This window comes from Sinorhizobium arboris LMG 14919 (genome assembly GCF_000427465.1).
Lineage (GTDB): Bacteria > Pseudomonadota > Alphaproteobacteria > Rhizobiales > Rhizobiaceae > Sinorhizobium > Sinorhizobium arboris.
Genome location: NZ_KE386497.1, coordinates 660,301 through 679,974, shown reverse-complemented (window position 1 = coordinate 679,974; position 19,674 = coordinate 660,301). Strand labels below are relative to the sequence as shown.

Here is a 19,674-nt window from a genome sequence, read left to right as displayed (position 1 = left end):
GCATGTGCGCGAGGGCTCGCGCCCTCACATCCTGCAATTTTGCACTTTGGATTTATAATACCCAAAGTGCAAAGGCTTAGGCGTTGGCCGCCTTCCGGTCGCCGCCGCGGTTTCGAACTGCCTTGGCGACAGCCGCGCCGAAGGCATCGGTATTGGTGGTGCCACCGAGATCGCGCGTGCGCGTCGCCGGATTCGCCAGCACCTCGTCGACCGCGCGCTCGATTTCCGCGCCGGCTGCCTCGAATTGTGGCAAGCCGCGCTGCTCGCCGAGCCAGCTCAGCATCATCGCCGCCGAGAGGATGAGCGATGTCGGGTTGGCGATATTTTTATTCTGGATGTCCGGCGCCGAGCCGTGCTGGGCTTGGGCGCAGACAAGGCCGGTTTCGGCATTGGCATTGATCGAGCCGGCAAGACCCAAGCTTCCCGAGAGCTCGCTGGCGAGGTCGGAAAGGATGTCGGAATAGAAATTGGTGGCGACGATCACGTCGAAGCGCGAGGGGTCGCGCACCAGATGCGCCGCCATGGCGTCGATGATGAACTCGTTGAGTGTGACCTCGGGGAATTCGGCTGCGACCTTGCGCACCTGCTTGAGGAACAGGCCGTCCGTCAGGATGAAATTGTTCGCCTTGTGGACCGCGGTCACCTTCTTGTTGCGCTTCATGGCAAGGAGAAAGGCCTGGCGGGCGATACGCTCACAAGCCGAAGCCGTGATCTTCCGGACAGACAGCGCGACGTCCGGCGTCGGCATGAATTCACCCGTGCCGGCATACATGTTGCGGTCGGGGTAAAAGCCCTCGGTCGCCTCGCGCATGATGACGAGGTCCATCTTCTTGGCGTCGTTCAGGAACGGACGGGAGCGTGCCGGGCGGACATTGGCGTAGAGATCGAGCTTGACACGGAAGCCGGCCGAGACGTTCACGCCGCCCTTGTCACGGGGCGGATAGTCCATGTGCGACTGGGGACCGAGAATGATGCCGTCGAAGGTGCGGGCAAGCTCGATCGTCTCGTCCCGGAGAGTCGAACCATGTTTTTCCAGGCTCGTGAAGCCCGTGTCCTCGAAATGGTATTCGAGGCCCAGATCGAAAGCCGCGTCCGTGGCCTTCATGACCTCCATTGTTGCCGCGGTGATTTCGGGACCGATCCCATCACACGGCGTCACGAATATTTTCATCTGACAAATCTCCCATGAGGCAACGACCGACAGGCCGCGCAACGTCACGGGCAGATTATTGGCTTTTTAAATCTGAAAATGCAATGGCTATTTTCCGAGCAGCTCTTTTTCATGCGCCTGGTGCGACCAGGACCAGGTCACCGGCGATTTCTTGGAGAGGGCACCGCCGAGGTGCCGGCGCATGGCGTAAGAAGCCTCGACGACCTCGCCGCGCTCGAGAAGATCAAGAATTTCGAGATGTTCCTGGCACTGCCGCACAGTGCGGCTGCGGTCGACACGGGAGCGATATTCGAGCAGACGCCGCATCCGGTTCACGCGCACGAGCGAGAGGTGGAAAAACGGATTGTTCGACATCTTGATCAGCTCTTCATGGAAGAGCGCGCCGTTGTGGAGAAGCCGTTCCGCCGGCAGCCGTTCAATATCGGTCTCCAGCATGCGCAACTGAATGCGGCGTTGCTCCTCGATGATCTTCCGATCCAGCCGGAACTCGGGTTCCAGCATCGCGGCCGGCTCGATCAGCATACGGAAGCGGTAGATCTGCTCGAAAGCCTCGGGCGTCTTGGCGACCGGCAGGAAGCGCCAGCCGTAACCCTGCTTGCGCTCGGCCCATCCCTCACGAGACGCACGCATCAGGACATCATTGACCTGCGATTTCGTCAGATCGTAGCGCTCTCTCAGCATCTGCTCGGTAACTTCGGCCGGTATCCGGTCGGTGAGCCAGTCTTCTGCAAGACGCTGGTAGTCATTGGCCACCTCGAATGGCTCCGCATCCTCGCGAACGCGTTCGGCGATGCTGTCGGTGACCTCCTTGACAAAGAAGCCCCTGTTTTCCTTCTGCTCGAGAAGACCTTGCGCAGCCAGCATGTCCATCGCTTCCCGCACTGGCGAGCGGGAGACGCCAAAGCGGTCTGCAAGCTGTTGCGTCTTCAGGTGGTCGCCGACCGACAACTCTCCCGAAGTGACGAGCAGGGTGATTTCATTGGCAATGGTTTGTGCCAGTTGGCTGGAGCGCATCTCGATCAACCCCGTATGAAACAACGATGTCGCCGCAGGTTAATCCATGACGGCGACAAAGGGAACAATTCGAGCGAAACAATTTGCATATCTGACTGCTAGAAAAGCCAAAAAGCGGCATAACCTCCATTGACACCGCGCCATTTTTGGCTTTTTGAATATTAAAATTCATTCTATGGAGAACACATGAGCTTTCTTCAGCTAGCGACCCCATACGGAATCGTCAAAGCGCTCGATCTCTCCGGTATCTTCGGCGGCGATTTCGCGAGCCTCCCCTACATCCATCGAATCCTGCTGGAAAACGTCGCCAGAAGAGACGCCGATCGCCTGCCGTCCATGATTACTGCCTTGCGGGGCTGGCTTGTCAGCGGCACGAGCGAGACCGAGATCGCCTTCCATCCCTCGCGTGTCCTCATGCATGACACGACCTGCGTGCCCGCATTGGTCGACATTGCTGCCATGCGCGACGCCATCGCCGAAGCCGGCGGCGATCCCAAGAGCCTCACGCCGGTTCTGCCGGTTGACGTATCCGTCGATCACAGTATCGGCGTCGACATGCATGGACAGCCCCGCTCTCGTGCCTTCAACATGCAGCGCGAGATGGAGCGCAACAGCGAGCGCTATCGCCTGATGAAATGGGCGACGACCGCTCTTCCGGGTGTGACCGTGCATCCACCGGGCACCGGGATCATGCACACGCTCAATCTCGAGCAATTGGCGACCGTCATCCGCCTCGAAGACCGGAACGGCGAGACCTGGGCCACGCCGGACACACTTATCGGAACCGACAGCCACACGCCAATGATAAACGGTATCGGCGTTCTTGGCTGGGGTGTGGGCGGTCTGGAGGCGGAAAGCGTCTTCTTTGGTTTCCCCGTCACGATACGGCTTCCGGATGTCGTCGGTGTGCGCCTGACCGGACGGCTTCCTCCCGGCGTGCTGTCAACGGACTTGGCGCTGGAAGTTACGCACCTCCTGCGGCGTCACAACGTCTCAGGAGAGTTCGTCGAATTCTTCGGGCCGGGTGTCGCAACGCTCTCAGGCGGAGACCGCGCCGTCGTAGCCAACATGGCGCCCGAATATGGCGCATCAACCGGTTATTTTCCAATCGACGGTCGGACGATCGAATATCTGCGGCAAACAGGTCGAGCGGCTGAACATTGCTCGCTGGTCGAACGTGCCGCGCGTGTGATGGGCCTCTGGTTCGATCCGGAAGCCGAGCCTCGCTACACCGGGGTCATCGAACTCGATCTCGGCAATGTGCGTGCCCTTTTAGCCGGGCCGCAGCGCCCGCAAGACAAGCTGGGGCTGACTGAAGCTGTATCTGCCTTGGAGGCGGCAGTTGGCAGGCCGCTTGGCGAAGGTTTCAAAGGCATTCCGGACGGCGCGATTGCGATTGCGGCCATTACAAGCTGCACCAACACCTCCGACCAGCGTCTCCTGGCCGCCGCCGGTCTTGTCGCCCGTAAGGCAAACGGGCTCGGTCTTCGCCCGCCTTCATGGGTCAAGACATCATTGGCGCCGGGCTCGCCATCCGCCGAACTCTTCCTGAAACGGAGCGGTCTGCTGGTGGACCTGGAGGCCATCGGCTTCGGCATCGTGGGTCACGGCTGCACCACCTGCATCGGCAACTCGGGGCCACTCCAGCCGGACATGGCCGAGGCAATCGCCAACGGCACGGTTGCCGCCGCCCTCCTCTCGGGCAATCGCAACTTTCCAGGGCGGGTGCATCCGAGCTTGCAGTTCGGCTTTCTCGCCTCGCCGCCGCACGTCGTCGCCCTCTCGATGATCGGAAAATTCTGTCGAGATCCGCTAAGTTTGAAAGTCGCGGACACCGCGGACGGATCTGCCGTCCGCCTTCGCGATCTCCTCCCGTCCGATGAGGAGATCGATGCTAGTTTGCGAGACTTCTCAAAGCGCGAAGATTTTGGCCAAGCCTTTGACGATGCGGCGAAGAACGAGGCATGGCTGGCCCTCGATGCGTCCTCATCTCCAACCTTCCCGTGGGATGAAAACTCGACCTATATCCGGCGCCCGCCTTTCGCTGCCGTGAGCTCAGCCAATCGACTCGGAACCTATGCGGCCCATCCGCTGCTCGTGCTTGGCGACGACATGACTACCGATCACATCTCTCCCGCCGGCCAGATCAGTGCCGAAAGCTATGCCGGGCGTCATCTTGTTGCTGCCGGCGACCGGCCAAACGATCTCAATGTCTACGCGGCCCGGCGAGGGAATTGGCAGGCCATGGTTCGCGGTCTCTTCGACAATCGGACTGCCGCCAACCTCCTGCTTGGCGGGGAACCAGCCTCAAGGACCGTGCATGCGCCTTCAATGGAGGAAGGTCCGCTATGGGAGGTCGCCCAACGCTACCGGCAGGAAGGCCGGTCCGTCGTCATCGTGGCCGGAGAGCGATATGGAGCCGGTTCATCACGCGATTGGGCAGCCAAAGGCGTCGCATTGCTGGGCGTGCGCGCCGTCATTGCGAGAAGCTTCGAGCGCATCCATCGCACCAATCTGATCGGCATGGGCATTTTACCGATCGTGATCGAAAACTCGATGCCCTCGCTCTCGGCACTGGATCTCATCGAAATTGAGGCCACGCGCATCCGTCCGCGCTGCGACGTCAGGATTTTGCTACGCTATGTCGCTGCCGCAACCGCGGAACTGACCGGGCGTGCAGCAGTGGAAACGGAGCAGGAAGCGGAAACGCTTCTAAGGGGAGGGATGATTCCGCTTATTCTCGATCGTAACTTGGCAGCGTAGGCCAAGTCCAAAAACTACACGGTGTCGGACAAGAGCTCATTGGTCGTCGGCCGAGGACCTTTTTTCCGAAAGCAAGACGGCTCACCGGCATTCTATCGCTGCATCAAGTACCTCAAAACGGATGATTGGACCGTCCCAATTGGGCGTGCGCGAATCGAGTTCGGATACGTTCAATACAGATTTGCATCCGAAAATCGCTGCCCGCCAAAATCTTAATGCAAGCGTATTCTTGCGAGCAACAGCCACTTCCCATGATCCGCACTGTTGCTCAAACAATCGTTGCGCCGCCAATCGACCCAGGCCATGCCCCCGATGCTTTCGCACTACGAAGAACTCTGCGATTGAATGATCGGCATGCAAAGTTGAATGGGTCTCGTCGTTAACAAGTGCGAAGCCGACGAGGACGTCGGCCGTCTTGAACAGGTATGCACGCCAATCGGCACGTTCGAAATACCGATGAATCGGATAGTCAGGGAACCGCCCGTCGCCACAAAGTTCTCCACGCTGCGTGCCCGCCCAGAATTCCGAAAAATCATGAGTATACAGCTGCATAAGATTCTGGAGCGTCGTCAGGTCGGCCTCCGACGCCTCGATCAGGTCGATGTGCATGTCATTGTCTTTTGAATTGCGTTTATCACATTGTAGCGTCTTTCTACCAAAGAAGAGCTGCGGCACTGGGAATGCAACTGCTTCGGTAATCGCTGTCGACTGTAGAAGAGTAGGACGCAGCTCAGAAGGAATCCTGTCGGATATGACAATCAAGCTAGTGCCGTAGCTCCTGTCGACTGACGCGGCACCGGCCGCGCAATGAGCTCATGAGCGCATCACCATGGGTACCGTAGCCGACTATCAAGAGAATTACCGCACCCCCACATTCGGCTGGCCGCATCCGGCGCCGCTGGCATTATATGACGGCCCTTTCGATAAAAGGTCGATTGCTGAGGACTCTCTCGTACCCGACGTCCGTCAAATCGAGGGTTCGATACTCGTCATAAATGATAAGTTCGGACACACCTCGGCCGGTGGCCGGTCCCTGCTGCAAACCGTGGCCCGAAAAGCCATTTGCGAAGACGAAGTTGCGCACGTCAGGATGGCGGCCGACGACCAGATTTTGGTCAAGAGTGTTGTAATCGTAATGACCTGCCCATTGATTGACGACCTTGATCGCCTCGAATTTCGGCGAGCGTTCGGCGAGTGCCGGCCAGATGATCTCTTCGAATTCTTCATAGCGCGGTTCGAAATCGTCCCAGTCTGCAGTTGGGTCCTCGACGGGTGGGCAGCCCGTCAGGAAAAAGCGGCCTTCCGGGCGGCAGAATACACCGCTCGGGTCGATCATCAGCGGCAGTCGGCCATCGTTGATGTTGGCCGTGCCTTCCGGTGTATCGGCGCAATCGAAGACAAACAATGTGCGCTTGCGCGGCTCCACCGGGATATCGAGGCCCGCCATGCGCGCCGTCAATGCCGCGCGCGGACCTGAGCAGTTCACGATCGTGCCGGCACCGACGGTCGTACCCGACTTCAGGGCAACGGAGGTCACGCGGTTTCCTCGGCGCCCCACGCCTACGACCTCATCGGTAATATAGTCCACACCGAGCGAACGCGCCTTGTTGCGGAAGCCGTACATCAGGCCGGTATTGTTGAACCAGCCCTCGCCGGACCGGCCGTAGGATGCGAGCTCGATATCGGCGACATTGAGATGCGGAAACGCGTTGGCGAGTTCATCCCGGTTGAGAAGCAAAACGTCGGCGCCACAGGATATCTGCGCCGCATGGTTTTCGCGGAGCGTCTGCACTTGCTGCGGCCTGTTGGCAAGAAAGAGATAGCCGCCAGGTTGAAAACCGAGATCCGGGCGATCGTCGCCCACCTGCATCATGTCGGCGAAGTTGCGAATGACCTCGGAACCATACTGGCTGATCCTGACATTGATCGGATTGGAGAATTGCGTCCGGATTGAAGACGACGACAGGGAAGTCGACGCCTTCGCATAGGTCGGGTCCTTCTCGACCACGAGAATCGAGCCGTCGAAATCCGGATTGGCGGAGAGATAATAGGCGACGGCCGAGCCGATGACAGCGCCGCCGACGACTACGACATCGTAGGAATTCTTCATTTGGATGCCTCGTCGTCGGGGTGCGGCAGGTCGACGAACCAGCCGCCTAGATGCTGGCTTGCGGGCGCGTGCGGGTCGAGGCGCGGCACGGCGGCCTCGACTTTCTGGCGCGCGAATTCGGTATTGTCCCTGGGATGATAGCCCAGCCTGCCCCAATTGGTATTGTCGACCGGGCAGACCTTGTTGTCGGACAGGCCGAAGGCGATGGTGCAGCCGATATGCGGCGCAGTCAGCGCCGCCTCCACCAGCCGAACGCAATCGTCGAACGACAGCCAGGACCACAGCATGCGACGCTCCGGCGGTTCGGGGAAGGATGAGAAGATGCGCAGACAGGCGCTTTCCAGACCGAACTTGTCCCAATAGAACTGCGCCAGCGCTTCGACAAAACATTTCGAGACGCCGTAAAGGCTGTCCGGGCGCACCGGGGCAGCCTCGTCGATATTGTCCGTCAGCTTGTGGTAGCCGATGGCATGGACGGAGGAGGCGTAAACGACTCGCTTGACGCCGTGGCGACGCGCCGCCTCGTAGATATTGTAGCTGCCCTCGATATTGGACGCGAGGATCGTCTTCCACGCCGTTTCGAGCGGCGCCCCACCGAAATGGACGATGGCGTCGACGCCTTTTACTGCATATTCGACCGCTTTGGCATCCGCGAGATCGAAGACGAAATCTTGTTCATGCGGCGCCAAATCGGAGATCTCGACCCGGTCGGCGACGCGGACCTCGCTGGCAAGATGCGCCAACCCGTTGCGGAGCTGGGTTCCCAGGCGGCCGGCGGCGCCCGTGATTAGAATGCTGTTGAAATCCTTGGCCATTGTCGTGTCCATCACTTCTTGAGCTTGGCAACGGCGCGGCCGATGCGCGTCACTGCCTCGATCAAAACCTCTTCCGATGTTGCCGTGGAAATGCGGAAGAACGGCGAGAGGCCATAGGCTGTGCCCGGCACCGCCGCCACATGACCTTCATCGAGAAGATACTTGGCCACCGCGACGTCGTCGGCAAGTGTTTGGCCGGAGGAGGTGACGGCACCGATCAGCGCAGCACAACCTATATACGCGTAGAACGCACCTTCCGGGGGATCGAGTGTGAGCGCATCGATCCTCGATATGCCCTCGACGACAAGATTTCGGCGGCGTTCGAAGGCGGCGCAGAACGTCGATACCTCGTCCTGCGGCCCTTCGAGCGCAGCTTTGGCAGCGATTTGGGCGGGCGCGCTTACGGATGTGCAGGACTGGCTCTGGATAGTCGCCATCGCCTTGATGAGGTCCTTCGGGCCGGCGGCATAGCCGACGCGCCATCCGGTCATGGCATAAGCTTTTGAAACGCCGTTGACCACCAGTGTGCGTTCGAGCAGTTCCGGGCAGGCCGCGCCGAAGGAGACGAATGTCCGGCCGTCGAAGATGATGTGCTCGTAGATCTCGTCGGACAGGATCAGGACCTGCGGGTGTTTCGCCAGCACCGCGCCGAGCGCTTGGAGCTGTTCCTTGGAATAGACCGCACCCGAGGGATTGCCAGGCATGTTGAGGAAAAGCCAGCGCGTTTTGCCGGTGATCGCTGCTTCGAGGACCTCTGGCGTCAGCCGGAAGCCCGCCTCAGCCAGGCATTCCGGCGTCACCGGGACGCCCCCGAACAACTTCGCCATTTCGGGATAGGACACGAAATAGGGCGCGGGAAGCAGGATCTCGTCGCCCTCCTCCACTGTCGCCATCAGCGCATTGAAGATGATCTGCTTGGCGCCATTGGCCACGGCGATCTGGTCGAGCGCATAATCGAGGCCGTTTTCGCGCTTGAACTTGGCCGCAATCGCCTTGCGCAGATCCGGCGTTCCCAGCGACGCCGTGTAGAGCATACGCTCCCGGCTGGCGGCCTCGAACGCAGCCTTGGTGATATGGGCGGGTGCGGCAAAATCCGGCTCGCCAAGCCCGAGATCGATGACATCGATACCGGTCGCGGCAAGCTCCTTCGCTGCCTGGGAAACGGCCATGGAGGCCGACGGCTTCACCGCCGACAGTCGGCTAGCAATATAGGTCACGACTTCTTCTCCGTAACATATCCCTTGGACAGATCTTCGGCCCGGGCTTCGGGCGCGCGTTCGGCCGGATCGCCGAAGCCGCCACCGCCCGGCAGTTCGAGCTTCACCCTGCGGCCTGCGGGCACGTGCTGCCACCCCTTGGGACGCAGCTTGGTGCCGTCGTCGAGCGTGGCCGAGCCCGGTGCGCCATCCCTACCGCCGGCACGACCTCGTGCCGGCGTGGAGATGCGGTCGAACATGGCCGAGAAATCGAATTCGTGGCCCTCGGCGGGGGCGATTTCGATCACCTGGCCGAGGCCACCGCGATACTTGCCGTCACCGCCGGAATCCGGGCGAAGCTCCTTGCGCCAGATAACGATCGGGCCGGTATGTTCCGTTGCCTCGATCGGCATCGTGTGGACGCCCGAGGGGAACGCGGTCGATGACAGGCCGTCGAGATCGGGTCGCGCGCCCATGCCGCCCGAATTGAACATCAGCACCTCGGCTCGGCCGCCGGGTTCACCGGTGACCGGACGCACGGAAATATGCACGTTCCAGAGCGCGGCCGCGCCTTCCGCAAGGATCTGACCGGGAAGCGCCTTGGCCAGGGCGCCGAGGACAACGTCCGGAACCATGTGGCCGATGACATGGCGCACGGAGACCGGCGCCGGACGCCCGGCATTGAGGATATTGCTGGGCGAGGACACATTGAATACAGCGAGCGAAGCCGCATTGTTTGGGATGTCAGGCGCGACGACGCATTTCAGTGCATAGCAGGCATAGGCCTTGGTATAGATCAGAGGTACGTTTATGCCCCAGCGGCTTACCGCCGCGCTGCCGGCGAAATCGACATTGACGCCGTCATTGGTGATCGTGACCTTTGCAGCGAGCTTGACCGGCTCGTCATAACCATCGGTCAGCATCTCGTTCGACCACGACCCCTTCGGCAATCCTGCGATGCGCTCCATGGTCGCGGCATGGGTGCGCGACAGAATGAAATCGCCCAGCGTGTCGAGATTGTCATAGCCGACTTCGTTCAGCATCTCGATCAGGCGGCGATGGCCGACGTCGTTGCAGGCGGCAAGCGAGAAGAAGTCGCCGATGACCTGGTCGGGTTCGCGCACGTTGAGACGGAGGATCTTCAACAGATCCTTGTTCACCACGCCGCGTTCGGCGAATTTCATGATCGGGATCTGGATGCCTTCCTCATAAACCGACTTGCCGTCGGCGCCGAAGCCGCGCCCGCCGACATCTACGACATGGGCGGTGCAGGCAAAGAAGCCGATCAGCTCGTCGCCCTTGAAGGACGGCGAGACCATGGTGATGTCATGGAGATGACCGGTGCCTTTCCAAGGGTCGTTGGTCACATAGGTATCGCCCGGGTACATTTCTTCGCGTGGAATCTCGGCGATGAAATGCAGCACGGCCTCTGCCATGGTGTTGACGTGGCCCGGTGTGCCAGTCACAGCCTGGGCCAGCATTTCGCCCTTGGCGTTGTAGACGCCGGCTGACAGATCGCCCGCCTCACGCACCGAGGTGGAGAAGGCGGTCCTGAGCAGGGTCAAGGCCTGTTCCTCGACCACCGAGATCAGGCGGTTCCACATGACCTGCATGCGGATTTCATTGATGTCGCCCATGGATCAGAGCCCTTTCCGCACGAGCAGGATGGTGCCGTCCGCCTGGATCACTGCATCGAATGGCGAAGTGACGACGGTTGAGGTTTCGCTCTCGACGATGACGGCGGGACCGGAGATCCGGTCGCCGGCTGCGAGCGTGTCGCGCGGTACGATCGCAGTTTCCAGCTCCTTGCCGGAGGCCGGATCAAAGACGCTGCGCGTGGCGTGACCGGATGCGGGCCGGCCGCTGGCCTCGAGAGCGAACTTCTCGCCTTCGGGACGAATATCCTGCGCCTTGACCGACCAAGTCACGAATTCCACTTCCGGACCCTCCACCGCGCGGCCGAAGAACAGTGCGTAGCGCTCTTTGAATGCCTTCTTGATCGCGGCCTTATCGGCGTCGACGAAAGCGCCATCGGGCATCGGAACCGGGATTTCCCAGCCCTGACCGGCATAGCGCATGAAGGCCGTCACTTCGCGGGTGAACACACCCTCGGTGCCCGCCTGCACGAAGCCTTCGGCGGTTGCCTTCAGCTGGTCGAGCATCGTGTTGATCGACGCCGCGTCGAATTTCGACAAGCTGACAATCTTGGAGGCAAGCGCTTCGTAGCCGAACGGCGCTTTGAGAAAGCCGATCGCCGAGCCGACGCCGGCGCCCTGCGGGATAAGGCAGCGATCGACGCCGAGCTTTTCGCACAGGCGCGCAGCATGCAGCGGAGCTGCGCCGCCGAAGGCGATCATCGTATTGTCAGAAATGTTCTTGCCATGCTCGACCGCATGTACGCGTGCGGCATTGGCCATGTTCTCGTCGACGACCTCGACGATACCGAAGGCCGCCGCCTGTGGTGCGAGCTTGAGCTTGTCGCCGACGTCGCGCGAGATCGCAGCCTTGGCATTGTCGACCGAGAGCTTGATCTTGCCGCCGGCGAAATTGTCCGGATCGAGCTTGCCGAGCACCAGGTCGGCATCGGTAATGGCCGGATGTTCGCCGCCACGCTGGTAGCAGGCCGGACCCGGCTCGGAAGCGGCCGATTCCGGCCCCGCTTGAATGCGTCCCATGGCATCCACCCAGGCGATCGAACCGCCGCCGGCGCCGATCTCGATCATCTCGATGACGGGAATCGATATCGGCATCCCCGACCCCTTGCAGAAGCGATATGTGCGGGCAACCTCGAAGGTTCGCGCGGTCTGCGGCTCGAAATCCTCGATGAGGCAGACTTTCGCCGTTGTGCCACCCATGTCGTAGGACACGACGCGGTTCAGGTCAAAGCGGCGGGCGATGTCGGCGGCGAAGATCGCGCCACCAGCGGGGCCAGATTCGACAAGCCGCACCGGGAACTCGGCCGCGGTCTCGACCGAAATGAGGCCGCCACCGGAATGAATCATGAAGACTGGGCATTGCGCGCCCATCTCCTTGAGCCGCACTTGCAGGCGTGAAAGATAGTCGGCCATCTGCGGCCGCACATAGGCGTTGGCGCAAACCGTATTGAACCGCTCGAACTCCCGCATCTGCGGCGACACTTCCGACGAGATCGAAATCGGCATGGAGAGTTTGCGCGACAGGATTTCCCGCGCCCGCTGCTCATGTGCCGGGTTCATGTAGGAGTGAATGAAGCCGATGGCGATGGCGCCGAAACTGCCTCCGGAAATAGTGTCGGCGATCGCTTCGAGCGCAGCCTCATCGAGCGGCTGGAGTTCTCGCCCCTGCGCGTCGATGCGACCCTTGACGACGAAACGGTCCTCTCGCGGGATGAGGGGCCGGGGCAGCACGAGGCCGAGGTCGTATTGCTCGAAGCGGTTCTCTGTCCGCATTTCGAGCACGTCCCGGAAGCCCTCTGTGGTGACCAGCGCCGTCCGGGCGCCACGACGCTCGATCAGCGCATTGGTCGCAAGCGTGGTGCCATGGATGACGATGTCGATGTCACCCGGTGCAATGCCGGCATCCCCGACAACAATCTCGATGCCGTCGAGGATGGCCTGCTCCGGCGCGGCATAATTGGTCAGCACTTTTGTTGAATAGAGCTTACCTCTGACGTCGAGTGCGATGTCGGTAAAGGTGCCACCGATATCGGCGCCCAGACGGATTTGGTGACGCGATGTCATGCGGGTTCCTTTGCAGCGAGAGCGGCCTGACGCATCTGGCTGAGCGTCCGGCGTGGCGTCAGTGCCTCCGGAGAGATGGCGAGGTCGAGCAGGGCTCCGGTCCTAGAGACACGGGCACGCTCGAATGCCGCGGCGAAATCCGCGGTGCTTTCGACACGCTCGGCATGGAAGCCATAGGCTTTCGCGAGCGCCACGAAATCGGGATTGACCATGGTCGTGCCGGAGACACGCGCCGGGTAGTGCCGCTCCTGGTGCGCACGGATGGTGCCATAGATGCCGTTGTTAAGGAGCAGGATGATCGGCTGCGCATTGGCCTGCAGCGCGGTCGCGAGCTCCTGGCAGTTCATCTGAAAGTCACCGTCGCCGGCGAAGCAGACGACCGTGCGGTCGGGATGCGCCACCTTGGCGGCAATCGCCGCAGGAACACCATAGCCCATGGCGCCGGACTGCGGCGCCAGCAGGCGCGCGTTCCGGCCGAACTTGAAGAACTTGTTCGGCCAGACGGTGAAATTGCCCGCGCCGTTGGTGAGAACCACGTCGTCCGGCAGGACGTCGTTGAGCAGCACGGTGACCTTGCCCATGTCGACGGGTGACGGCAGATCGCCGAGTTCGAAACCGTTCACATAAGCATCGCGGCCACGCTTGCGCCATTCCGACCACGCCCCCGTGACTGGCGCCAGATCGCCCAATGCCTCGGCAAAGGCGTTCGGCCCGGCCTGGATGCCGAGTGAAGGACGATAGACCTTGCCGATCTCGAGGTCAGAACCGTGGACATGGATGATGGCCTGCTTCGGGCTTGGCACGTCGAAGAGAGTGTAGCCGTCCGTGGAATTTTCGCCGAACCGATTGTTGATCGCGAGAATGACATCGGCATCTTTGAGAATCCTCTTGACGGACTCGACCATGCCGACACCGGCTTCGCCGCAAAAGGTCGGTGAATTGTTGTCATATTGGTCCTGGTAGCGGAACACCGCGACCACGGGAATATCGGAGGCCTCGGCGAATTGCTGCACGAGCGCCATCGCACCCGGTTTCCAGTTGCAGCCACCGTAGAGGATTACGGGGCGCTCGGCACTGCCGAGCATTTCGCGAAGCCGCGCCATCGCGACGGCCGATGGCGCCGGCTCCGATATGTCGAGCGGACCCGAGAGAGGCTCGGCATCGGTCACTGAAGTGAGCATGTCTTCCGGCAGGGCAATGACGACAGGTCCGGGACGTCCGGTGACGGCCATGGTCCAGGCACGGGACAGGATCTCGGGAATCCGGTCGGCATTATCGATCTCGACGGCCCATTTCGCAACCGTGCCGAAAGCCGCCCGGTAGTCGACCTCCTGGAAGGCTTCACGGCCCCGCATGTCGCGTCCGACCTGGCCTACGAACAGCAGCATCGGAACTGAGTCCTGCATGGCGGTGTGCACACCTATCGAGGCATTGGTGGCGCCCGGCCCGCGCGTGACGAAGCAGATACCGGGCTGCCCCGTCAACTTGCCATAGGCCGCCGCCATGAACGCCGCCCCGCCTTCGTTGCGGCACAGAACATAGTCGAGGCGCCCGCGTGTGTCGTGCAGTGCATCTAGGACCGCGAGATAGCTTTCGCCTGGCACACCGAAACTCTTCGTCGCACCGAGCCCGATCAAGCTATCGACGAGGAGCGTTCCTCCATTCCGTTTCATACTGGTTTCCTTGGTCTCTCTAGACGCGTCGGCACCGGAAGACAAATATGTCCCAAGTAGGCCCGGGGGCCGACGGCGTCAGCGACTATTGTTCGAACTTGACCATCTGACCGCCACCCGCGGCCTGGTCGGTCGGCAAGACCTCGACCCGAGCGACGTCGACAAAAACCGGCAGCTCTATGGCGTTAGCGATGACGGTCGCGATGTGCTCCGGCTGGATAGGCCTGTAACCGTCATAGAGAACGGCCTGCGCCTGATTATCGGCAATGGCCGTGCGGTAGAGATCCGTCTGCACGCGACCGGGCACGATCTCCGTCACCCGTATCGACGTGCCGAGGAGATCGCAGCGTAGATCGTCGCAAAACAGGCTGAGCCCGGCCTTGGACGCCCCATAGGCGCTCATGGAAGGATAAGGCGCCTGGCCGCCGGTCGAACCGATGAAGATCAAGTGTCCCTTTTTGCGAGCGACCATCCCGGGAAGGACGGCGCGGGTGAGATGCATAGGAGCCTTGAGATTGACATCGATCATCGCATCGATTTCGGCGGGATCGATCTCGTGGAACAGGGCGCGGGTCGACAGGATGCCGGCATTGTTTATGAGTATGTCTACCTCGATATCCGCAAACCTGGCAGCCAGCGCAGCCTTGTCGCGCACATCCGCCTGGACGGCTTTCGCGCCGGATGATGAAGCCAGCTCCTGGAGCGCGGCGACATCGCGGCCGATCGCGTAGACATCAAGCCCCATCTGCCGGAGCTTGAGCACGGTCGCGCGGCCTATTCCGCTCGTCGCCCCGGTGACGACGGCCGTTCTGTAAGCCATGCCGTCAGACATAGATGTAGCCTCCGCTGATCACCACGTTCTCGCCGGTGGCGTAGGTATTGCGGCTGCTCGCCATCATGACGATCCACTCGGCCATCTCGACCGGTTCGGCCGCGCGGCCCAGGGCGCTTGCCTTGGCAAGCTCGGGAAGGAAGCCGAGCTCTTTGGCGCGGTCGGTGGCAAAGCCGGCCGGCGCCACGGAGTTCACCAGAATGCCGTCGGCAGCGCATTCCTGCGCGAAGGACTTGGTCAGGCTCACGACCGCGGCCTTGGTGGCTGCGTAGTGGGCGTTCTGCGGATGCGCCTTGAACGCATCCACGGAGGTGACATTGACGATGCGGCCGGCGATTTCGGGCGGGTTCACGAAACCGCGCATGTGCCGAACCGCCGCTACCATCATGTGATAGGTCCCCTTCACGTTGATGGCGTTCTCGAGGTCCCACTCTTCGTCGGTGATTTCGAGGATCGGCCTGCGCGGATAGATGGCCGCACTGTTCACGAGCGCATGAATCCGGCCGAGCTTGCTCACAATGTCGTCGAAGCCGCGATGCGCGGTCTCGGCTCGGGAGATATCCGCAACGGCTGTCGCCACCTCGACGCCGAGCTCCCTGATAGTGGCGGATGAATTTGCCAGAAGCGCCTCGTTGCGGTCGATCAGGCCGATCTTGGCCGCACCGCGCTGCGCCATCAGTTTGGCTGTCGTCATCCCCAGCCCCGAAGCTCCACCGACAATAATAACGGTCTGTTGCTGCATGTCTGACCTCGCGCTACCGGATTGCATGTGATTTAAATTGGTATGTTATCACTTATATGATAAATTCTTTCAGCGAAACAAGCGTTTTTTCGTCCGCAAGAATGGCTAACGCCGCTCGTCCTAGACATGGATTGGCCATCCAACAGGCCCAACACACGAGCGCGGCTTCTTCCTTCATTGCACGGCGCGGACAACCGTCGCCTCGGCGAGGGACCGGTGGCAGGCCTTTTCAGGGCCTCCGCGTGGCCCCAGCCTTTGTGTGCCTTGAGCTGTGCAGACGGGTCCACACGATGAGTTGCCAGACGAAATGAGCCGCGACGACGACGCCTAACCGCTCGCGACATTACGTGCCGGTCTCAAACCCAGAAGTTTGCCGGTCGGCGCCTTCGTCATTCGGTGGCTCCTGAACGATCTCGCATCTGCAACGACCGTGGCCGTGTGGAATGATATGTGATATGTGTTGAATTCGTATGGGTGTCATAGGAGAATTCGTGTCGGTCATAACTCAACGCGGCAACCTCGCCGAAATTGTCGTAGCCCAGCTCACGAGCCGCATAGATTCCGGGATTTACCCACCCGGTGAGAAGATACCTTCGAGCGCGCAGCTATGCGAAGAGTTTGGCGTAAGCCGGACTGTGATCCGGGAAGCTCTCACCTCACTCAGGGTCGCTGGCAGGGTCACGTCTCGCCAGGGTGACGGCGTCTACGTTACGGAGCGCGATTCCAAGGCGCTCAATTTCGAGATCAGCCGGATCGAGGATATCCGTTCGGCAATGGAGATTTTGGAACTGCGCCTCGGTGTGGAGATGCAATCCGTGGCGCTCGCCGCCGCGCGGCGCACCCCGGAGGCGCTCGCCGATATCGCTCGGGCGTTCGACTATCTCGATAATCTGGAGAGCGATGACGTCGAGTTGGAGGCGCGGGCCGATTTCGAATTTCACCTGGCCATCGCCCGGGCAACGCGCAATCCGCACTTCCCGCAATTTCTCCAGGCGGTGTTCAGTGAAATCAGCTTCGATCTCGTGATGAAGCATCGCCAATCGGCGCGGACTTACCAGACCTATCTAAAAAAGATTAATAAGGAGCATGCCGCGATTTTCGCAGCCATCACCCAGGGCGACCCCAAGGCCGCGAAGAATGCTTTGGCGGCCCATCTTGAAGAGAGCCTCAACAGGTATCGGGCGATGCTGGACGAGCCGCAAATCGTGGAAAGCGCCGACTAGCATCCATGGACAAGACAAATAGCCAGCTTTAGCTTGGACGGATAGGAGCGTTCAAATGGCGGCAGAATCATTGTCGGATGTCGATGCTCCACGAGTCGAATCCAGGCCTGCATCTATCCGCGCTGTCCTCGATGCACTTTGGATCGAGTTCAATCAGCTCGGCGGCAACAATCGAACCTGCATCGCATCGGCATTACCCCCTGTTTTTCCAGGTTCGGCGGGATTGATAATGATGTTGTTGTCGCGACCGAATTAGCTGCTTTGCACCGCTGAAACATCTTCTGAATTGCGGATGCGCACGATTGCCGCGGGGGCTTGAGCCTCGCGGCAAATCGGCCTAGCGGTGCGCGGCCTTTGACGTTCGAGCTATCGTCCTAAACGTTTGGACGGGCGCGTAATTCCCTGTCGACAATTGTTCATACAACAGGCAATATTGTCAGCGGCGTCTTTTGAGACGGTACGGCCATTCGTCAACGTCAGAGAACAAGGCGTCCTGACCCCCACTTCTATATAATCCTGGGAAAATGAATTGGAAAAAGCGCAGAAAGTTGAAAATGTGAGCGGTGTGAAGGAAACCGGCAGTGCACGCGTTTATAAGAAGCTTCGAGACGACATTCTTCGCGTCCTCATCGCCCCAGGAACTTCGCTCGATGAAGTCAGCCTTAGCCAGCGATTCAAGCTTTCCCGCTCACCTATTCGAGAGGCGCTCGTGCGGCTCTCCACCGAGGGGCTGGTGCAAATCCTACCAAACCGCAGCATCATCGTGACACCTATGGAGTTCGATAAGATGCCGGAGTTCCTCGACGCGCTGGACTTGATGCAGCGGGTGGTGACGCGGTTTGCCGCGCTTCACCGCACGCCTGCCGATCTCATTAAGATTCAGAACGCCCAAAAAGGATACGAGCAGGAAGCGAGCAATGCCATACGCACAGGCGATTCCATCGGCATGATCGAAAAGAACTTCGAGTTTCATATGGCGATTGCTGCAGCCTGCCGGAACTCCTATTTCGCGGATTCCTACCGTCGACTGCTGCAGGAAGGCAGACGGTTGCTGTTCTTCCATTTCCAGTATCAATCTCTGGACCCCAACCTGACACTGGACGACATGGCCGCGGCGCATCGCGCAATGATCGATGCGATTGAGAAGCGCGACGCCGACCGGGCCGAACATGAGGCCCATCTGCATGCAGTCCAGTTTAGGGGCCGCTTCATGGATTTCTTGAACAGGAATCTCACAGCCAAGCTTACGCTCAACTACGCGGCACAAGCAGGCTAATCGCTAGTAGCCGAAGTAGGACACCATCAACGCGATCTGCGAATCAAGCATGCCTGCGCCATACCGGACCTGGCAGCCACGAGCGATTGCCGCCTTCAACAACGGTGTCTCGCGGGGCTTCATGATAATGTCGGCGACGAGAATGTCCGGCCGCAATTGGGAAATGTCGACCGGCAGCGGATCGGTCTCGGGATGCAAGCCGCACGGCGTGGCGTTGACGAGCATGTCGGCACCGTCAAGATCAGCATCGGAAGCAGTGACCGACAGGCCGCGGTAGCGGGCTGCCACATCCTCAGCCAGCAGCTCGGCTCGACCGAGATCGACATCGCTGATCCGGATGGACTTGCAGCCGCTTCGCGCGAGGGCGAAGGCGATCGCCTTGCCGGCGCCGCCGGCCCCGACGAGCAGCACGTCGCGGTCCCTGGCGTCCTGCCCGTTGTTCAGCACTCCACGCAGAAATCCGAGGCCGTCCATATTGGTGGCAATCATCCGGCCATCCGGGTCACGCCGGATGACATTCGCAGCGCCCAGTTCCTCGGCCGCGGCCTCGACCTCCTCTGAAAGCGCATACGCCTGCTCCTTGTGCGGGACGCTGACGACGAGACCGCCAAGATTGCGCGTTCTTTTGATAGCCTCCCAGCCGGTCGCGAAGTCTTCGGGCATGAAGTGCACAGGCACCATGACGGCGTCGATGCCGCGCTCGGCAAAAAGTGGATTGATGACCTCCGGCGTGCGGACATGGCCGATCGGGTGCGCCAGCATGTAAAAGATCTTCGTGGTACCGGAAATCATCATCGATGTGCCTCTCAAATCTGCCGCGAACGCGTGGACGTTTCCCCAGCCAACTTTTTTGCATACTGTCTATGGAATGTCGACATTAGATATGCAATATTTGCTGCGACATCTCAAGAACATATCCGACCAGGGAGTTTTTCATGCCTGTTGTACACGTCGACATGCTTGCGGGCCGCACATATGAGCAGAAGGCCGAAATCGCGGACGTCTTCACGCGAGAGCTCGCGCGGATCGCCAAATGCGCGGAGGACGACGTGCAGATCGTCTTTAACGAATACGAACGCAGCAGTTGGGCGAAGAACGGCGTCATGATCGACGCGAAAACCCGAGCGAAGTGACCAGATT

At 60.5% G+C, this 19,674-nt stretch carries 16 protein-coding genes; 4 read left to right on the top strand and 12 right to left on the bottom strand.

Annotation, left to right across the window (positions count from 1 at the left end):
• Window positions 1–76: 76 nt before the first annotated feature.
• Together SINAR_RS0132165 and SINAR_RS0132160 are read right to left on the bottom strand one after the other, a co-directional pair.
• Complete coding sequence (locus tag SINAR_RS0132165; protein ID WP_028002836.1) at window positions 77–1,171, bottom strand: isocitrate/isopropylmalate dehydrogenase family protein; 1,095 nt, start codon at window positions 1,169–1,171, stop codon at window positions 77–79.
• 87 nt (window positions 1,172–1,258) lie between these two features.
• A complete protein-coding gene (locus SINAR_RS0132160; protein WP_028002835.1) occupies window positions 1,259–2,185 on the bottom strand; it encodes a GntR family transcriptional regulator in 927 nt (308 codons plus the stop codon).
• Window positions 2,186–2,371: 186 nt separating this feature from the next.
• Between SINAR_RS0132160 and acnA the strand changes: the two genes are divergently transcribed.
• Entirely contained in the window at window positions 2,372–4,948 is a 2,577-nt protein-coding gene (gene acnA, locus SINAR_RS0132155) for an aconitate hydratase AcnA (RefSeq protein ID WP_028002834.1), read from the top strand.
• An 81-nt stretch (window positions 4,949–5,029) separates the two neighbouring features.
• Here the strand turns inward: acnA and SINAR_RS1000000136260 are convergent, their stop codons facing one another.
• The 9 genes from SINAR_RS1000000136260 to SINAR_RS0132110 form a co-directional block, all read right to left on the bottom strand.
• Window positions 5,030–5,557 carry a GNAT family N-acetyltransferase gene (locus SINAR_RS1000000136260; protein WP_084617852.1) on the bottom strand — a complete coding sequence of 176 codons (528 nt, stop codon included), beginning with the start codon at window positions 5,555–5,557 and terminating at the stop codon, window positions 5,030–5,032.
• Between the two features lie 295 nt (window positions 5,558–5,852).
• Window positions 5,853–7,058, bottom strand: a complete 1,206-nt coding sequence (locus tag SINAR_RS0132145) for an NAD(P)/FAD-dependent oxidoreductase (RefSeq protein WP_033058303.1) — start codon at window positions 7,056–7,058, stop codon at window positions 5,853–5,855.
• The gene (locus SINAR_RS0132140; protein ID WP_028002831.1) at window positions 7,055–7,873 is read right to left on the bottom strand and encodes an NAD-dependent epimerase/dehydratase family protein; all 819 of its coding nucleotides are present in this window, start codon (window positions 7,871–7,873) and stop codon (window positions 7,055–7,057) included. Before SINAR_RS0132140 ends, SINAR_RS0132145 begins: the two co-directional genes overlap by 4 nt.
• A gap of 11 nt (window positions 7,874–7,884) precedes the next feature.
• Window positions 7,885–9,090 (bottom strand): pyridoxal phosphate-dependent aminotransferase, encoded by a 1,206-nt coding sequence (locus SINAR_RS0132135; protein WP_028002830.1) that lies wholly within the window; start codon window positions 9,088–9,090, stop codon window positions 7,885–7,887.
• A complete protein-coding gene (locus SINAR_RS0132130) occupies window positions 9,087–10,706 on the bottom strand; it encodes a hydantoinase B/oxoprolinase family protein (protein ID WP_028002829.1) in 1,620 nt (539 codons plus the stop codon). The genes SINAR_RS0132135 and SINAR_RS0132130 overlap by 4 nt, the downstream gene beginning before the upstream one ends.
• Window positions 10,707–10,709: 3 nt before the next feature.
• On the bottom strand, window positions 10,710–12,788 hold the full coding sequence (locus SINAR_RS0132125; RefSeq protein WP_028002828.1) for a hydantoinase/oxoprolinase family protein: 2,079 nt from the start codon (window positions 12,786–12,788) through the stop codon (window positions 10,710–10,712).
• Window positions 12,785–14,461, bottom strand: coding sequence for a thiamine pyrophosphate-binding protein (locus SINAR_RS0132120; RefSeq protein ID WP_028002827.1), 1,677 nt, complete (start codon window positions 14,459–14,461; stop codon window positions 12,785–12,787). The genes SINAR_RS0132125 and SINAR_RS0132120 overlap by 4 nt, the downstream gene beginning before the upstream one ends.
• Window positions 14,462–14,546: 85 nt before the next feature.
• Complete coding sequence (locus tag SINAR_RS0132115) at window positions 14,547–15,293, bottom strand: SDR family oxidoreductase (RefSeq protein ID WP_028002826.1); 747 nt, start codon at window positions 15,291–15,293, stop codon at window positions 14,547–14,549.
• Complete coding sequence (locus tag SINAR_RS0132110) at window positions 15,286–16,035, bottom strand: SDR family NAD(P)-dependent oxidoreductase (protein ID WP_028002825.1); 750 nt, start codon at window positions 16,033–16,035, stop codon at window positions 15,286–15,288. The genes SINAR_RS0132115 and SINAR_RS0132110 overlap by 8 nt, the downstream gene beginning before the upstream one ends.
• A gap of 491 nt (window positions 16,036–16,526) precedes the next feature.
• Between SINAR_RS0132110 and SINAR_RS1000000138380 the strand changes: the two genes are divergently transcribed.
• Both SINAR_RS1000000138380 and SINAR_RS0132100 read left to right on the top strand, forming a co-directional pair.
• The gene (locus SINAR_RS1000000138380) at window positions 16,527–17,258 is read left to right on the top strand and encodes a FadR/GntR family transcriptional regulator (protein WP_028002824.1); all 732 of its coding nucleotides are present in this window, start codon (window positions 16,527–16,529) and stop codon (window positions 17,256–17,258) included.
• A 529-nt stretch (window positions 17,259–17,787) separates the two neighbouring features.
• On the top strand, window positions 17,788–18,534 hold the full coding sequence (locus SINAR_RS0132100; protein ID WP_028002823.1) for a GntR family transcriptional regulator: 747 nt from the start codon (window positions 17,788–17,790) through the stop codon (window positions 18,532–18,534).
• A 3-nt stretch (window positions 18,535–18,537) separates the two neighbouring features.
• Here the strand turns inward: SINAR_RS0132100 and SINAR_RS0132095 are convergent, their stop codons facing one another.
• On the bottom strand, window positions 18,538–19,329 hold the full coding sequence (locus tag SINAR_RS0132095; RefSeq protein ID WP_033058299.1) for a shikimate dehydrogenase family protein: 792 nt from the start codon (window positions 19,327–19,329) through the stop codon (window positions 18,538–18,540).
• 140 nt (window positions 19,330–19,469) lie between these two features.
• Here SINAR_RS0132095 and SINAR_RS0132090 point away from each other — a divergent pair, with 140 nt between their 5' ends.
• Complete coding sequence (locus SINAR_RS0132090) at window positions 19,470–19,667, top strand: tautomerase family protein (protein WP_028002821.1); 198 nt, start codon at window positions 19,470–19,472, stop codon at window positions 19,665–19,667.
• Window positions 19,668–19,674 lie beyond the last annotated feature (7 nt).

Excerpts from the sequence above, each read along its gene's own strand:
- SINAR_RS0132165 (WP_028002836.1), bottom strand. The coding sequence starts at position 1,171 with ATGAAAATATTCGTGACGCCGTGTGATGGGATCGGTCCCGAAATCACC.
- acnA (WP_028002834.1), top strand. The coding sequence starts at position 2,372 with ATGAGCTTTCTTCAGCTAGCGACCCCATACGGAATCGTCAAAGCGCTC.
- SINAR_RS0132095 (WP_033058299.1), bottom strand. The coding sequence starts at position 19,329 with ATGATGATTTCCGGTACCACGAAGATCTTTTACATGCTGGCGCACCCG.
- SINAR_RS0132120 (WP_028002827.1), bottom strand. The coding sequence starts at position 14,461 with ATGAAACGGAATGGAGGAACGCTCCTCGTCGATAGCTTGATCGGGCTC.
- SINAR_RS0132110 (WP_028002825.1), bottom strand. The coding sequence starts at position 16,035 with ATGCAGCAACAGACCGTTATTATTGTCGGTGGAGCTTCGGGGCTGGGG.
- SINAR_RS1000000136260 (WP_084617852.1), bottom strand. The coding sequence starts at position 5,557 with ATGCACATCGACCTGATCGAGGCGTCGGAGGCCGACCTGACGACGCTC.
- SINAR_RS0132145 (WP_033058303.1), bottom strand. The coding sequence starts at position 7,058 with ATGAAGAATTCCTACGATGTCGTAGTCGTCGGCGGCGCTGTCATCGGC.
- SINAR_RS0132160 (WP_028002835.1), bottom strand. The coding sequence starts at position 2,185 with ATGCGCTCCAGCCAACTGGCACAAACCATTGCCAATGAAATCACCCTG.
- SINAR_RS0132140 (WP_028002831.1), bottom strand. The coding sequence starts at position 7,873 with ATGGCCAAGGATTTCAACAGCATTCTAATCACGGGCGCCGCCGGCCGC.
- SINAR_RS0132130 (WP_028002829.1), bottom strand. The coding sequence starts at position 10,706 with ATGGGCGACATCAATGAAATCCGCATGCAGGTCATGTGGAACCGCCTG.
- SINAR_RS0132125 (WP_028002828.1), bottom strand. The coding sequence starts at position 12,788 with ATGACATCGCGTCACCAAATCCGTCTGGGCGCCGATATCGGTGGCACC.
- SINAR_RS0132115 (WP_028002826.1), bottom strand. The coding sequence starts at position 15,293 with ATGTCTGACGGCATGGCTTACAGAACGGCCGTCGTCACCGGGGCGACG.
- SINAR_RS0132090 (WP_028002821.1), top strand. The coding sequence starts at position 19,470 with ATGCCTGTTGTACACGTCGACATGCTTGCGGGCCGCACATATGAGCAG.